16 protein-coding genes are annotated in these 14,146 nt (G+C 54.6%); 4 read left to right on the forward strand and 12 right to left on the reverse strand.

Going from position 1 to position 14,146, the window contains the following annotated elements; translation table 11 throughout:
* Positions 1-128: 128 nt before the first annotated feature.
* The gene (locus CPH80_RS10555) at positions 129-494 is read left to right on the forward strand and encodes a methyltransferase family protein (protein WP_227520440.1); all 366 of its coding nucleotides are present in this window, start codon (positions 129-131) and stop codon (positions 492-494) included.
* A 43-nt stretch (positions 495-537) separates the two neighbouring features.
* On the opposite strand, the gene CPH80_RS10560 is transcribed toward CPH80_RS10555, so the two are convergent.
* Positions 538-777, reverse strand: a complete 240-nt coding sequence (locus CPH80_RS10560; RefSeq protein WP_157746886.1) for a hypothetical protein — start codon at positions 775-777, stop codon at positions 538-540.
* A gap of 183 nt (positions 778-960) precedes the next feature.
* Between CPH80_RS10560 and CPH80_RS10565 the strand changes: the two genes are divergently transcribed.
* Complete coding sequence (locus CPH80_RS10565; protein WP_227520441.1) at positions 961-1,863, forward strand: LysR family transcriptional regulator; 903 nt, start codon at positions 961-963, stop codon at positions 1,861-1,863.
* Positions 1,864-1,939: 76 nt separating this feature from the next.
* On the opposite strand, the gene lnt is transcribed toward CPH80_RS10565, so the two are convergent.
* Genes lnt through CPH80_RS10585 form a run of 4 tightly spaced genes read right to left on the reverse strand, consistent with a single transcriptional unit; the run spans position 1,940 to position 5,917 of the window.
* The gene (gene lnt, locus CPH80_RS10570; RefSeq protein WP_096277618.1) at positions 1,940-3,469 is read right to left on the reverse strand and encodes an apolipoprotein N-acyltransferase; all 1,530 of its coding nucleotides are present in this window, start codon (positions 3,467-3,469) and stop codon (positions 1,940-1,942) included.
* Positions 3,466-4,173: a lipase secretion chaperone gene (locus CPH80_RS10575; protein ID WP_096277620.1), complete on the reverse strand. Its 708-nt coding sequence runs from the start codon at positions 4,171-4,173 to the stop codon at positions 3,466-3,468. Before CPH80_RS10575 ends, lnt begins: the two co-directional genes overlap by 4 nt.
* 8 nt (positions 4,174-4,181) lie before the next feature.
* Positions 4,182-5,117 carry a lipase secretion chaperone gene (locus tag CPH80_RS10580; protein ID WP_096277622.1) on the reverse strand — a complete coding sequence of 312 codons (936 nt, stop codon included), beginning with the start codon at positions 5,115-5,117 and terminating at the stop codon, positions 4,182-4,184.
* Complete coding sequence (locus CPH80_RS10585) at positions 5,114-5,917, reverse strand: helix-turn-helix domain-containing protein (RefSeq protein WP_157746887.1); 804 nt, start codon at positions 5,915-5,917, stop codon at positions 5,114-5,116. Before CPH80_RS10585 ends, CPH80_RS10580 begins: the two co-directional genes overlap by 4 nt.
* A gap of 229 nt (positions 5,918-6,146) precedes the next feature.
* On the opposite strand from CPH80_RS10585, the gene CPH80_RS21655 reads away from it, so the two are divergent.
* A complete protein-coding gene (locus CPH80_RS21655; protein WP_157746888.1) occupies positions 6,147-6,410 on the forward strand; it encodes a hypothetical protein in 264 nt (87 codons plus the stop codon).
* A gap of 787 nt (positions 6,411-7,197) precedes the next feature.
* On the opposite strand, the gene CPH80_RS10600 is transcribed toward CPH80_RS21655, so the two are convergent.
* Genes CPH80_RS10600 through CPH80_RS10625 form a run of 6 tightly spaced genes read right to left on the reverse strand, consistent with a single transcriptional unit; the run spans position 7,198 to position 11,809 of the window.
* Positions 7,198-7,623, reverse strand: coding sequence for a secondary thiamine-phosphate synthase enzyme YjbQ (locus CPH80_RS10600; protein WP_096277629.1), 426 nt, complete (start codon positions 7,621-7,623; stop codon positions 7,198-7,200).
* A 15-nt stretch (positions 7,624-7,638) separates the two neighbouring features.
* Complete coding sequence (locus tag CPH80_RS10605) at positions 7,639-8,703, reverse strand: succinylglutamate desuccinylase/aspartoacylase family protein (RefSeq protein WP_096277631.1); 1,065 nt, start codon at positions 8,701-8,703, stop codon at positions 7,639-7,641.
* 3 nt (positions 8,704-8,706) lie between these two features.
* Entirely contained in the window at positions 8,707-9,612 is a 906-nt protein-coding gene (gene rimK / locus CPH80_RS10610; protein WP_096277633.1) for a 30S ribosomal protein S6--L-glutamate ligase, read from the reverse strand.
* A gap of 3 nt (positions 9,613-9,615) precedes the next feature.
* On the reverse strand, positions 9,616-10,107 hold the full coding sequence (locus tag CPH80_RS10615) for an ATP-dependent zinc protease (protein ID WP_096277635.1): 492 nt from the start codon (positions 10,105-10,107) through the stop codon (positions 9,616-9,618).
* Positions 10,088-10,975, reverse strand: a complete 888-nt coding sequence (locus CPH80_RS10620; protein WP_172898595.1) for a mechanosensitive ion channel family protein — start codon at positions 10,973-10,975, stop codon at positions 10,088-10,090. The genes CPH80_RS10615 and CPH80_RS10620 overlap by 20 nt, the downstream gene beginning before the upstream one ends.
* Positions 10,976-10,999: 24 nt before the next feature.
* A complete protein-coding gene (locus tag CPH80_RS10625) occupies positions 11,000-11,809 on the reverse strand; it encodes a hypothetical protein (protein ID WP_096277637.1) in 810 nt (269 codons plus the stop codon).
* Between the two features lie 156 nt (positions 11,810-11,965).
* Here CPH80_RS10625 and phrB point away from each other — a divergent pair, with 156 nt between their 5' ends.
* Entirely contained in the window at positions 11,966-13,402 is a 1,437-nt protein-coding gene (gene phrB / locus CPH80_RS10630) for a deoxyribodipyrimidine photo-lyase (protein WP_096277639.1), read from the forward strand.
* Positions 13,403-13,516: 114 nt separating this feature from the next.
* Here phrB and CPH80_RS10635 read toward each other — a convergent pair whose 3' ends face one another.
* Positions 13,517-14,134, reverse strand: coding sequence for a DUF2931 family protein (locus CPH80_RS10635; RefSeq protein WP_157746889.1), 618 nt, complete (start codon positions 14,132-14,134; stop codon positions 13,517-13,519).
* Positions 14,135-14,146 lie beyond the last annotated feature (12 nt).

Below are 14,146 nucleotides of genomic sequence, written 5' to 3' on the forward strand. Positions count from 1 at the left end.
ACAAATCCCGAGTCTTAAGCAACAAGGTGGTGAAAATGTCCCTCGAAGCTAAAGTTCCTCCTCCCGTGATCGCGGTAGCTGCCGCAGTTATCATTTGGGGCATCTCTTGGTTTGCCCCACAGGTAGCTATGCCCTCTGGCCTCCGATTGTCGGTGTCTCTCGCAATCCTCTTAATGGGCGTCGCTTTCAGCGTCGCAGGTGTCATATCGTTTCGGCTCGCGCGAACGACGATTAACCCCTCTAGGCCAGAAAAAGCCTCCGCGTTGGTCAGTACAGGCATATACCGGGTCACCCGAAACCCCATGTATCTGGGGATCTTATTAGTCTTGGTCGCGTGGGCGCTCTTTCTGTCTTCGGCTTGGGGCCTGCTCGCGGCGGTAGGCTTCGTGCTCTACATGAATCACTTTCAAATAGCGCCAGAAGAACACGCGCTCTCAGAGCTATTTGGCAAGGAGTTCGAGTCGTACAAGGCTAGCGTGCGTCGATGGCTGTGAAACCCAACCCGGCTGCATAGAGCGCATTCGCGCCTACCATCCCTCAGCGTCGACGCAGTAGTTTTTCCAGGCGCCTTATCATCGCCCGGACAACCTGTCGCCTCGCCTGAAGCTGATCGCGCCTCACCTGCTCAAGATCAATGCCTCCTTGCCCATTCTGATATCTAAGCGGGATGGATCCCTCGAGCGAATCATCGACACTCCTTTCTTTCACTTCACCGTCTTCCCTGCAAATTAACGGGCCCCTGCCCTGAAAGTACTGCTCTTCATCTGAAACCATCATGCCTCTGACCTCCATAACGTCACCCCTGACCACAGGGGCATTAGTTATCTCATGGGTTCATTTGCATGCTAGTCCTGTTCTATACTGCAAGCTATTCCATAAAAGTGAGTGCGAACTTTGCAAAAACGAACAGTGAGGTTGAGTAAGCAGCCCTCTCCCACTACGCAGAAAACACGGAGTCATTTGGCGTGGAATGACTTTGAGACCATCCTTGCCGTTGTGACCGCAGGCTCGCTGTCTGGCGCCTCTCGCGCCTTAGATGTAAGTCACGCCACTGTTTTCCGGCGGCTGGGTGATATCGAACAGCGGCTGGGCGTTACGCTCTTTGAGAGGAGCCGTACCGGCTATCGGCCAACTCTTGCGGGGGAAGAACTCGCCGACACGGCCAGGATTATGGATGAGGCCGCCTTGGCTGCCGAGCGTAAAGTCGCTGGTCGCGACCTGGAGCCCACCGGAGAAATCTGGACTACCACAACTGACTCTTTGCTGATGGGACTGCTGACACCTCTATTCACACAATTCCGGCATAAATATCCAAGCATCGTGCTGGATGTTGCCATCTCCAACCAGCTGTTCAACCTGACGCGCAGGGAAGCGGACGTCGCCATTCGTCCGTCCAACCGCCCCCCTGAAAACCTGATTGGCCGACCGCTGGCCACCATTGGCCAGGCTGTCTACGGACACAGAAGCCTCGGCCTAACCCCGGGTGCTTCCATCGAGACACTTGCCAGCCAGCCTTGGATTGGTGCAGGGCCACGACTACAGGATTTAGCGTTGGATCAGTGGATGGATAGCAACGAGCTGAAAGCGGCCTGTATTTACCGCGTTGATACCCTGGTGAGCATACTCAGCGCTATTCGCTCTGGCATGGGGCTGGCTGTGTTGCCGTGCTATTTGGCGGACGAAGACTCGGACATAATCCAGCTCACCGACCCTATCCCCGAACTGGAATACGGACTGTGGTTTCTAATGCATCCAGACCTGCGAGGCGTAGTGAGGATTCATGCATTGATGGATTTTCTGACGGAAGCTGTCCGGGCACAGAAACAGCGCCTGGCCGGACAACCTTGTCGCCGAGCTTTATGAAGGAGTCGAGCCTTTTAAACGCTAGTGTATCGGCCAAGAACACAGGCTTCGTTTCTTCAATCGAGTTTTCCATAGGTTATGAGCTGGGCGCCAGATACGGCACATCCACCAAATAGCCGCCGGCCTCCCGAAATTGTGACTGGAATACAACGCGGCCATTCGGCAGCACCACCACCGACGGGCCGTTGTTCATCACGTGAACGAAAGGCAGTCGGTTTTCAACGGCGCGCAGAATGCTCGCATTCACATGTTGGTAGGGTTGCACGGTATCGCCAAACCAGCCGTTGCTTGAAAGGCCAATTAAAACGGTACCCTGGGTTTGCGGCGGCACTGCTGCCTGAACAAAGCCGGGGAACAGCGTTTCATAACAGATCAGAGGGATTACAGTGAGGGCTCCCAGGTTGAAGGCCGCGTGCTCCGTGCCCCGCTGGAGCGATGTGGTAAAGCCCGCCAATACGCTGTTCGTTGCAGATTTTAGAATTGGAAAGGTTTCGGCCAAAGGCACCGACTCGCCAAACGGCATGGTTTTCATTTTCCGGTAATGGGCGAGCGCCTGACCATCATTTTGTACCATCACCGCGGAGTTGTACTGGTCGGAGTGCCGGTTTGCCTGCCCTGGTTTCCGATGCGCCACCTGCTCTGCATCCTGAAACAATAGCGCTACGCCAGCCTCAGCCAGCCGAGCCGCATAGGCATGTTGCACGTGGGGCCGATCGAAGTAGCCCTTGTAGCGGGTTTCGAGCCAGACAACCAGTTCGGCGCCAGCTTGGGCCAGTCGTTCTGTCATCGCCATCTCCGGCGGATAAGCGAGGCTGTATCCCGGAAAGAGCGCGGGCCTGGCAAGGGAAGGCGCTTCATTTGGCTGGACAATGCCCACGGTAACCGTCGCCCAGCTTGCGAGTTGCTCATCCCAAGCCCGCGTGACTACAGCGCCGTACACGAACCACGACACCACGATGAACGATGACAGTCCCCAGGGCATCCATACCGTCCTTATCGACAGTGACGTTGGCCTATTCGTCGATGCAATTGATGAGCGCCTGAATTGCCCAGACAGCCCCCTGTACACCATGATATTGACCAAGGCAATCAAGGCATCGAGGCCGTAGAGCCGGGTGAACTCGATGGCCTGAAGCGCACTCAAGAATCGGCTTTGAGTATCTGCCGGATGGAACGGAAACAGCATGGGCATCACGCCATACGTTGTCGCCACCACCAGCGGGAACAACACGAAATCGTGTACGGAAAGGTAACGCTTGCTCCATCGTCTAAGCCCATTGAGAGCGACCGCAATCAGAGCGGTAATCTGGGCGGAGAAAAGCCATAAAACGCCGCCCAGCAGGAGGCTTGGCGCCATGCCGTAACCTTTGGCGATCACCAGAAAATCGGTGATCCAATAGCCTGCGATCATACTGAAGATCAGGCCGCTGGCTAAGCCAAGACCATAGGAGGCCCGCAGACTGACCTGCTCAATAGCCAAAAGGAGGGGAACAAACGCAACCCAGGTGATCCAGTAATGCGCTGGGTAGAGAAAAGGAATGGCGACCAGTACCCCGGACAGTAGCGCCAGGAAAAGTCGCTGCCAGCCAGCGAGGAGCGCAGTCACGGTGTATTCTCCAAGTCAGTGCCCGATCGAAACTGCTCACTGGCGCGACCAAGCGCTTCTTGGCGCTGGGCTGCAGTCAGATCATGATTGGCCTGAATGGCCTGTCGCGCGATCAGATACTGTTGCAACCGTCGCTGCTGGCCAAACAAGTGTTGAGCGGCGGCAGTACCCAGATACTGATTTTGCAGGTTCACCGATCGTTCAAAGCGAGCCTGCGCCGCTGCCGGACCACTGCCATTATGAGCGGCCTGCTCTTGGGCGCGTGCAGCCTGTCGATAGCGGAGAAACCCTGTGAGCGTGCTGGCTAGATCGTCGGCAACACCACTGGCAATAGAGCCAGGCAAACCCTGCCGGCTTAAAAACCCGATGCGCTGAATGTCCGCTTGCGTCAGGTTCTCTGGCAGTGCAGAGGCAATGCGGCCCAACACCTCAGCGGTATAGTTGGTCAACTCAAGATCACTATCGGAACCGGGCACCAGCGCTTGCACCAGAGCTTCAACGGGCTGGTAATCAAACCCCCACTGATGGTTTGATATTGGCACCGGGTGCCTGCGTGTGACTTCGTCAGGCTGAACCCAATCCTGATCACTGCCTCCCAATGCCCGTTTTTCGGGCAGAGTCGCGGCTATGATTCCAAGGGCGGCCGCAAACACAATGGCCGCCAGCACCAAGCTCTTAATCCTATTGCGGCTGCTTTTGATCATAGAAAAGGTCAGAAACTATCCAACTGCAGGTACCGGACTTTGGCGAGTTCGTCAGGGTTGAAATGCTGCTTCATCAGCCTCTCGACCTGCGCCTTTTTCTCCTGGTCAGCAAGGCCCGCATTCACAATGCGCTGTTTGTCGGCCAGAAAAACGCTGTAGCGTTGGCGCCAATTGTCGACGGGAACAGTCGCATCGGTTAATCGATCGTTTAACGTTTTTTGCCGTTCAGCTTTGTCGTCAGCACTGAGCGTGGTGTCCGCCTCCAGTTGTTGTGCCTCAAACATATAGTATGCGCTGGCGTCGGCAGTGGCGAACAGCTCGGCCGCTACTTCCTGCCCAAGGTATAAGGTTCGAAGTGCTTTTAACTCTTCGTACTGCTGCGCATACGCGTCGTTGCTCAGGTCAGCCGTCGAGCCTTGCTGTTCGTACAAAGCGTTGAATTCGTCTTCCGCTTCCAGATAGCGGTAGTAATCAACGACGATTTCTGCGGTTTGTTCACCCGCTTTTCCAGGCACACCCACCTTGATGAGCTCCTGCAAGTCCGCAAGATTCTGTCTGTTTAACTCCACCTCACCGTATTGCAGGGTGCGATTAAGCGCTTCCAGTGCTTCATTATCCAGAACCACATCTCCATTCTTGTCGATTCTGACGTTCTGAAGCGCCTCGTAGAGTGCGTCGGCACTGAACGGAATCGTGTCCATGTTGTTTAACGGGTCGCGTTCTGCCGCAGCGTCTGCAGGTGTGTGCCATTGCCAGATGGCAGCAACGGTTCCCGCTTTGTCAGTGTTATTCTGGGTGCTGGGGCTCGGTTCAGTTGCCACCGCTGCGCTGTTTGGCTCTGGAGCTGGCTTCAAAAAATTGGCAACCGCGAGTACAAGCAGAATGGCGAGAGCGACAATGCCCAAAATGATGCCAATACGTTTGGGCGGAGTTGGTTGTGTCATGGTGTAGGCTGCCTATCGGTCATTGATTCCACGAGTGTTTGAAGATCGTCGTCAATAAATGTTTCCAGAAACGGAGGCTTCATGAATGTGGCGGACGGTGGCATCCCGTTGATGGCGCTAAAAGACCGCGAAAAATGTGCTGAATTTGAAAATCCGGCGATCAGCGCAGCTTCGGTTACCGAGTAGCCAAGCGCCAGTAGGACCACGCTAATAAATACCCGGTATCGCAAACGATATTGTGTCACCGGCAGCCCTACCTGGTCTTTAAACAGTTTCATCAGTCGAGAGTCCGAGAGGTGAACGCTGGCGGCCAGATCACTTAACGTGTGGTTCTCACTGACGGCGCCCCGAATCGTCTGCGTCACACTCAAAACCCGATGGTCAAACTCTCTGTAAGTTCTGGCGCCCAAGTCAGGAGGCACCAAAACCTCACGCAGCGTTGTGTAGGTCTCTTTTGGCGGCATCGGCTTCCCGTCGCGAAGCGACAGCAGACACTCAATTAACGATTCTTCCAAAGGATGGCCGAAGGACACACCAGCAAAAGCATGCTGCATGACGCTCGCCAGTGCGGGGTAGTCTTGAGAGAAGGGCTGAAAATAGTACACCGCCACCACCGCCTGTCCCACATCGATCTGGGTGGTATCCAGATAGACCCCGGTTTGTAGAAGGCAGCTGCGGGCGACGATACACTTACCTCCCGGGCAGTAAAGCGATAGCGTACCCTCAAGACAGACGATGAGTTTTTCCTGAACAACTCTGTGGGCGCGATGGGGAACGCTGAAGATTCCCAGAAACAGCATTTCACCGTTCCAAATATAGAGTTTCGGTGTCGCCGCAAGGGCAGACTGCTGGTTTATGTGGCCGCTCATGTTTGACCCGCTGTATCAACCTGTGTCGTTCACCGTTAACTGCTCATAATGCGAAATCACCTAGGCTTATTCAGCCCGGGTGATACACGCTAGCTTACAGACGAACCGATATTTAATACGGGCAGGTTCCACGATATTCAGAAATAGCGGAATCTGCGGCATGGTTCGGCCCACACAGGAACTGGTTATACCGATTGTCTTTATCGATATGGAGCTTCATCCAGGACACACCGTACTTGCCCAGCAATCCGCCGTTGCTACCACCGCCATTGGCGCAGGAATGCTGGCCATTGTTGATCTCAAAAAAGGCCTTTGCGGTGGTGCCGGGGATGCGATTGTAAAAGGGCGAGGCGTGCTGACCCACGGGTGCAGTGCCGTCATTCTCGCAGGCGAAGATCAGGGTGGGGGGTGTCGATCTGGTTAAAACTGTTGCTGCCAGTATTCCACGGTGCCAGAGGAATAGCCGCACTCAACCGCCCGCCGGAGGCAAGCCGGAGCGCACCCCCACCACCCATCGACCACCCCATAGCGCCCACCCGGGAGCTATCAACCATTCCAAAAATGGCGCTCGTGGGCGAATTGCTTCGCGTAATTACATAGTCCAACGCGCTCTCAAGCTGCGATGACCGGCTACCGGGCTGATCAAATACTGAGTTCGTACTGATCGTAAAAACGACAAAGCCGTGGGATGCCACCGAGGCCCCCACCATTGAATGGAGGATTCCGGCGCCAGAAACCCCGGAACTATCGCAATCGCACCCATCTCGCCGGTGGTGCCCGCTGGATAATGAATCGTGCCGCCACCAAACCCACTTGCAGATCGGGAAACGTCGATTGTCTGCACGGAATAAGGGCCGCTTGATGCCTCAAGGTACGACTCGGAAGGGTTCGGCCCCCGAGTGAACCCACAGTCTGTTTGGCAAGGATTGGGGTCTGGATCGGGGCTGGGATCTGTCGGCGGGTTAAAACTGAAAGCAGACATTGAAAACAGCACAGCCGTTGCTGCAAAAACGGATAGAGCTGACTTTCTAACGCTTATTATTGTCATACGAGTCACCTGAGGGGTCGAGTTTTATTTATTGTTCGGGATGACGACCATCCTCAGTAAACGTTACGTCAAGCCAATAGAGTGCCGCTTTCACGTTCTGGCACTAGTACCGGACCTGCATCACACTCTGGACATCGGAAAGCTGGCGGCCATGCGGGATCTCTCACCAACGCCCCTGCAACGTTGCAACGATCCGGCGGCCATCGGCTTTATCCCTATGCTCACAGAGATATAACCCCTGCCAATTCCCAAGCGCCAGGCGCCCGTGATTCACGGGCAGTGTGAGTGAAGGGCCAATCAGGATGTTTTTGATATGCGCCGGCATGTCGTCTGGGCCTTCCATAATATGCTCATAGTGCGGTGCGCGTTCTGGCACCATCACATTAAAGTGGCGTTCCAGATCGCCGCGCACATCTGGGTCGGCATTTTCATTCACCGCCAGCGAAGCCGAGGTGTGCTGAATAAACAGATGCAGCAGCCCTACTTCGCAGTTGCTCATGTCCGGCGCTTGGGCGAGGATTTCATTAGTTACTAAGTGAAACCCTCGTGGCAGGGGCGCCAGCTCAACGAATGTTTGATCCCAGATCATGACGGCTCCTGTAGATTATTTTTCAGGGTCATCCCAAGGGTGCACGGGCACAGAGGCTTCGGTCGCTTCAGCATCAAAGGTGCTACGGAAGTAATCCATGGCTTTTTCTGCTTCGTTCAATTCATCAAATCGTGCGATGTGATAAATCGCCTCTCCCTCATTTACTAAGGGTAGGTTGTTCACACAAATCACGATACCGGAACAGGGCGAGGTAATGGCTGTTTCGGACGCGCCAAAAGGATCAGCCACCATAGCCAGTTTTTGGCCTTTGCGCACTTTTTGGCCGAGCTTGGCAACGGGCCGCATAATGCCGTCTATATCCGCCCTCACCCACTGGGAATTGGCAGCAATTTCCGAGCGCTTTTTCGGGTTTTTACGGCCTTTCAGTGGCGGCAACATTTCCAATTCGCGCATAACGCGCATCACGCCTTTTACGCCGCTGCCGATAACAACATCGTCAAAGCGCAGCGCTTCACCACCCTCATAGGTGATAACGGGAATGCCTTGAGAATCTGCATAGGCGCGCAGGCTGCCATCACGTAAGCCGGCATTAATAATAACCGGCGCCCCAAAGGCTTCGGCCATTCGCGTGGTATCTGGGCTCTTCAGTTCTGCACGTATCTGCGGCAGGTTGAAGCGGTTAATGGCACCCGTGTGTAAATCAATAATATGACTTACCTGCTCCATAATCTGGGTGCGCAGCAGGTAAGCAATTCGCCCGCCCAGCGAGCCGGATTCGGTGCCGGGAAAACAACGGTTAAGGTCCCGCCTGTCTGGCAAATAACGGGTGCGCTGCAAAAAACCGAAGATATTCACAATGGGCACGGCTACTAATGTGCCGCGCACATGGCGAAGCGCCGAGTTAATCAGTACGCGGCGGACAATTTCTACGCCGCTGATTTCATCGCCGTGTATCGCGCCACAAACCATCAATACCGGGCCATCTCGGCGCCCGTGCACAATTTCCACGGGTATGGTCAAGGGCGTATGGGTATACAGCTTCGCCACGGTAATTTCTATGGTTTGCCGGGTGCCGGGCTGAACTTGCACGCCGGCCATTTCAAAGGGCGCTCGCGCCATCGATTAACCTCTGCCTTTGGTTTTTGTGCGCCAAGGCGCATGGTTTTTCTCAATCCAATTAAGGATCATGCCAGCGACGTTTTTGCCCGTGGCGTTCTCAATACCTTCCAAGCCGGGCGATGAGTTTACTTCCATCACCAGAGGCCCGCGGCTTGAGCGCAACAGGTCAACACCCGCCACGTTCAGCCCCATGGCCTTGGCGGCCGTAATCGCGGTGCGGCGTTCTTCTGGCGTAATACGTATCAGCGAAGCGGTTCCACCCCGGTGTAGATTGGAGCGAAACTCACCTTCAGCACCTTGGCGCTTCATGGCGGCGATCACTTTGTCGCCAATTACGAAGCAGCGAATGTCCGCGCCACCGGCTTCTTTGATGAACTCCTGCACTAGAATGTCGGCCTTGAGGCCCATGAAAGCCTCAATCACGCTCTCTGCGGCTGTGCGGGTTTCCGCCAGCACCACACCAATGCCTTGGGTACCCTGGAGAAGCTTGATAACCACCGGTGCACCACCCACCATTTTCAGCAGTTCGGGCACGTTATCTGGCTTGTTGGCAAAGCCTGTTACCGGCATGCCCACACCCTTGCGGGCAAGTAACTGCAAAGAGCGCAGCTTGTCACGGGAGCGGGTGATGGCCACTGATTCGTTTACCGGGAACGTGCCCATCATTTCAAACTGACGCAACACCGCCGTGCCGTAAAAGGTAACGGAGGCCCCGATACGAGGAATCACAACGTCAAAATTTTCCAGCACGTCCTCGTGGTAATGGATACGGGGATTGGCCGAAGTAATGTTCATGGAACAGTGCAGGCAATCAATCACCTTCACTTCATGGCCACGGTTAACCCCTTCTTCCACCAGTCGGCGGGTTGAGTACAAGTGCCGGTTGCGGGATAAAACTGCAATTTTCATTTTTCAGGCTTTAAAAGCCGGCTCTCCGGCGAGATAGGATGCTTCGGGGTGAATAATCGCGCGGCCCGCCATCGCGGTGCGCCCAAGCAGCATACGGAACTGCATGGAATCGCGGTTTGTTAGTGTCATTTCGATAGGCCAGCTCTGGTCACCAAGCACTAGAGTGGTCTCAACCATCAGCCGTAATTCTTTGTGGCCACCGGAATCCGATACATCGCGCTCATCAAGAACTTTGGCATCACACTCCACCACCTGATGCATATCATTCTGAACCGGATGAACCCAAAAACGCACCCGGCGCTCGCCGTCTTGTGTGTATGGCTCCGTTCGAAACGTGTGTAAACAAGAGGTACGGGCACCCGTATCCACTTTTGCCTTAATGCGCTTAATATCCAGCTCCGGCAGCGCTATCCACTCCCGCCAACCCAGGCTTACCTTGTTCTCAGCCGGTATCGGCGCTTCCGTGTTAATAACCTCAGCTGTCTTTTTGGACATCAAACCTTTCCTTTTCAATGGCTTGTTCCGGCCCCATCAGTTGTACACGGAAGGGCTCAGAATGACTGCCAGCGTATATACTGGTGTGTGGGAAGGGTATTTCTACACCTTCCCTATCTAGGGTTTTCTTGATGGCAACGAGCATGCCGCTTTTGCCCTCAAGCACTTTGTCTTTTGGCACCCAAAAAGAAAATTGCAGCTCCACCGAGGATGGGCCAAACGCGGTGACCAACACAAACGCTTTGGGCTCCTCCAAGCAGGCTGGATCATTTTCTGCCAGCGCCAATAGCAAAGTTTCTACCTTCTCTGCATCTTCAGCATAGGCAATCCCTACCTGAAGGTCGATCCTGCGTATGGGAAATCGCGAACGGTTAACGACCGGAGTCTTAATTAGCGTTTCGTTGGGGATACGCACATAAAGGTTATCTCTTGTGCGCAGCTTTACACTGAGCATATCAATACCTACGACTTCCCCCATAATGGTTTCCACTTCAATGAAGTCGCCGATTTCAAAGGGTTTTTCAACAAGCAGGAATAGCCCGCTGATCATATTCGACGCGGATGTCTGCGATGCGAAACCGATGGCAACGGTAAGAATACCGGCCGCGCCCAACACCACATCCAGTGAAAAACCAGCCTCGCGAAGCGCCGCTACACCAAACAGCAAAAAGATGACGTAAAACACCAACCGGCGAACCATAACGGTATGGTGCCGGGAGCTGCGCTTTGCCATCACCCGCGATACGCTGCGTGCCGCCAGCGATGCGAGAATCAAGCCTAGTATCAGCAAAAACCCAGAACTGACCCACTGCCCCCATGCAATACCAGTAAACCCCTGCACTGCATCTGTTTTCAGCTCTTCAACCACAATTGTTACTCCGCAAAATCGGCATTAACCAAATACCCGGTCGATGGCTCGCACCAAGCGGCCTCTGGAGGTCTTTTCCCGGGCTGGCGCCACTTGCTGGCAGGGGCCGGCAGCAACCAGCAAGCCTTCATCCACATGTAGGCTTGCTGAATTCATATCGGTTGCCACTTCTACAACCACGCCCGGCGTCCACAACTCCCCGCGCCCATTCTGATGCAGTGACAGTAGCGGTGTAGGCAGGTTGAAGCGCTCCAGCAGCAAGGGCTCAGCCCTACGGTTAATAATCGTGACCGGAGTTACGGCGCGCCATGATCGCTTCGGCACTGCCTCAAGCACTAAACGGCCAAAGCTCGCCGACGAATAGCACAGCTCGCCTTCCATGGTGTTTCGCCCCACCCAGGTAAACGATGGCACCGCCAAAGGAACCTCCGTGAGAAGGGTCTGATCCTGCCCGGCACAGACTTTCATCCAGATAACCGTTCCCACGTAAATCGTGCACCGCGCGCCGCCAGGGATGGTTAGCGGATGAAAAGGACGAATCACCGTCGGAAGATTAGCCACGGCCGGTATGAAGGTGACTGTTGACGAGTCTCCTTCTCGAATAAACCGTTGCAAGGACACACTTGCCAGTGGCCGCTGATGGTCTATGGATTCCGTCCAGCCCACAGGGTCGGTTTCTGGCGCACGGGTTTCGGAGCGAACCTGCCACTCTTTGTCCAGCAGGGTGACCCACAGCCGCACATGCCCCAGTTTGTGATGCTGAGTTTGGCCGGAGGCGAGCTCATAAGGCTGGGCCCAATTACCGTCACGCCGGTTTTCAGTTTCATTGTCCATAAACCCTGTAAATCCCTTACGAATACGGCTGGGAAAGTTGAGACAACTATAATCCAATCAGTGACCCCGGGCGAATATCTAACTACGTGATTTTATTGCCGCAGTGCGATGTAATTACCACTACACTCAAAGCCGGCACCCGATACGGAATAACCCATGACGCAACTGGTATGGTTCAGAAACGACCTGCGAATCGCCGATAACCCCGCCCTTACCGCCGCCTGCAAAGAATCCGGCAAAACGGGAGCTCGTGCAGGCACTCGTGCTTGCTTCATTCTTACCCCGGCACAATGGCAGGAACACGATTGGTCGCCTGCTCGGGTTCATTTTGTTGTCGCCCACGCGAACACACTGGCTGAGGAACTGGCCAAGCTCGGCATACCGCTTTCTTTTATAGAGGCTGATCGCTTCAGCGACAGCATTACAGCGCTTGAAACCCATTGCCGGGAGCATGGCATCGGCCAACTCCACTTCAATGAAGAGTATGGCATCAACGAACGCAAGCGCGACAAGGCGGTAAAGCACCGCTTTGACGAACTGGGTATCGCGACGCGCAAGTACCGCGACCAGACCGTGGCACCGGTGGGCGAAATACTGACGGGCCAACACGAGCCTTACTCCGTATTCACCCCCTTCTCACGCCGCTGGCGCACCTGGATTGACGACAACCAACCAACGCTTTATCCGGTTCCTGAAGCCCAGGGTGAGGCCATACAGCCGGAACGCATAACGAACATTCCGGAAGGCTTTGAGGATGCGCCTCCCGCCCTGGTAGACATCGGAGAAGATGCTGCACACGATCAGCTGGAGCGCTTTCTTAATGAGGACGGTGGCGCCTACAAAGAACAAAGAGATTTTCCTGCCTTAGATGGCACCAGCCAGCTCTCCCCTTACCTGGCCAATGGCGTGATATCCGGCCGCCAGTGCCTGATCGCAGCGCGACAAACGCAAGGCATGGGCGGCAATCAGGAGGGCCTATTCACTTGGGTAAACGAAATTGCCTGGCGGGATTTCTACATTAATATTCTGTATCACTATCCGCGAGTGAGCATGCACCGCGCTTACAAACCGGAAACCGAAAGGCTGCAATGGAACGATCCGAGTCAACATTTTGAGGCGTGGAAATCAGGCAACACCGGCATCCCCTTGGTTGACGCTGCCATGCGCCAACTTAACCAGACCGGCTGGATGCACAACCGGCTAAGAATGGTTACGGCGATGTTCCTGACCAAAAACCTGTTTATCGACTGGCGACTGGGAGAGGCTTACTTCATGTCGAAACTGGTGGACGGCTTTCTGGCCTCCAACAACGGCGGCTGGCAATGGAGCGCATCCACCGGCACAGATTCAGCGCCTTACTTCCGCGTGTTCAACCCGGTTACCCAGAGCGAGCGTTTTGATCCGAAGGGTGAGTTTATCCGTGAGTGGGTGCCGGAGCTGGCAAAGCTCGATAACAAGCGCATACACGATCCGTCTAAAGGCGGCGTTATACCCGGCGGGTACCCAAGGCCGATCGTTGATCTGAAAGAAAGCAGGAAAGAGGCGATAGCGAAGTTTCAGGCACTAAAAAACGAGACCAGAGAGCCAATGTAGAAGCGGCGTGTGAACGCTTGCAGCATGCGCACCCTTGGAATGGAGCCGAAGGCGCAATGGAAAGGGTGTCGCCGTGCCTGCACTGGTTATGTGGTGACTAACTCACAGCCCGGATTACCAACCTTCAAGCTCGATGCCGTTTTCTTGTAAAAATTGGCGGTGATCGTGATTATAGCGCTCCGTAATCTCGCGATAGTGCTCTCGATGGGTTTCAATTTTTTTTCCTTGATACCGCCCGACTTCGATAGCGTTCTCACCTCGGTTCATAATCCACGCTACAACCGTTCCGCCCGGTGCCAAGCCAAGAACAAGGTTATATCGCGGGCGCTCCACTACCTCGCCAAAGCGCTCGAATGGAGCAACTTCTTTCATTTTTCTTTCTATCTTTTCTGGATTCTCCAGCTTGATCAGCGCTTCATAGGATTGCTGCTCCGCGAACGAGAACCAGCGGATAAGGAATACTTCTGGCATCGTTTGCCAGTCGGCAGAAGCGCCGTGGGGCTTTTTCCAGCAACATGAGACAATGCCTATAGGTGCGCGCCAGCCAATGTCCTCGGATAAGGATTCAACGAAAAACTTATCCACCCAGACATCGTAGTGTTTCGGTGCTACGACATTGATATTGCGGAATGTGCTGTTTGGTCCGTGTCTTGGCCCCTCTGATTCCGTGGGTTCCGAACACCCGACCAGAATCAGAATACAGATACTAATCATCCAGCGCTTGATGCTCATATTAGTCTCCAT

It is taken from the genome of Marinobacter sp. LV10R510-11A (genome assembly GCF_900215155.1).
Lineage (GTDB): Bacteria > Pseudomonadota > Gammaproteobacteria > Pseudomonadales > Oleiphilaceae > Marinobacter.

Bases quoted from the DNA above. Each gene is read 5' to 3' on its own strand.
- CPH80_RS10555 (WP_227520440.1), top strand. From the start codon at position 129: ATGCCCTCTGGCCTCCGATTGTCGGTGTCTCTCGCAATCCTCTTAATG.
- phrB (WP_096277639.1), top strand. From the start codon at position 11,966: ATGACGCAACTGGTATGGTTCAGAAACGACCTGCGAATCGCCGATAAC.
- CPH80_RS10560 (WP_157746886.1), bottom strand. From the start codon at position 777: ATGATGGTTTCAGATGAAGAGCAGTACTTTCAGGGCAGGGGCCCGTTA.
- CPH80_RS10600 (WP_096277629.1), bottom strand. From the start codon at position 7,623: ATGATCTGGGATCAAACATTCGTTGAGCTGGCGCCCCTGCCACGAGGG.
- CPH80_RS10615 (WP_096277635.1), bottom strand. From the start codon at position 10,107: ATGTCCAAAAAGACAGCTGAGGTTATTAACACGGAAGCGCCGATACCG.
- CPH80_RS10625 (WP_096277637.1), bottom strand. From the start codon at position 11,809: ATGGACAATGAAACTGAAAACCGGCGTGACGGTAATTGGGCCCAGCCT.
- CPH80_RS10575 (WP_096277620.1), bottom strand. From the start codon at position 4,173: ATGATCAAAAGCAGCCGCAATAGGATTAAGAGCTTGGTGCTGGCGGCC.
- CPH80_RS10605 (WP_096277631.1), bottom strand. From the start codon at position 8,703: ATGGCGCGAGCGCCCTTTGAAATGGCCGGCGTGCAAGTTCAGCCCGGC.
- rimK (WP_096277633.1), bottom strand. From the start codon at position 9,612: ATGAAAATTGCAGTTTTATCCCGCAACCGGCACTTGTACTCAACCCGC.
- CPH80_RS10585 (WP_157746887.1), bottom strand. From the start codon at position 5,917: ATGCTGTTTCTGGGAATCTTCAGCGTTCCCCATCGCGCCCACAGAGTT.
- CPH80_RS10635 (WP_157746889.1), bottom strand. From the start codon at position 14,134: ATGAGCATCAAGCGCTGGATGATTAGTATCTGTATTCTGATTCTGGTC.
- CPH80_RS10580 (WP_096277622.1), bottom strand. From the start codon at position 5,117: ATGACACAACCAACTCCGCCCAAACGTATTGGCATCATTTTGGGCATT.
- CPH80_RS21655 (WP_157746888.1), top strand. From the start codon at position 6,147: ATGGTTCGGCCCACACAGGAACTGGTTATACCGATTGTCTTTATCGAT.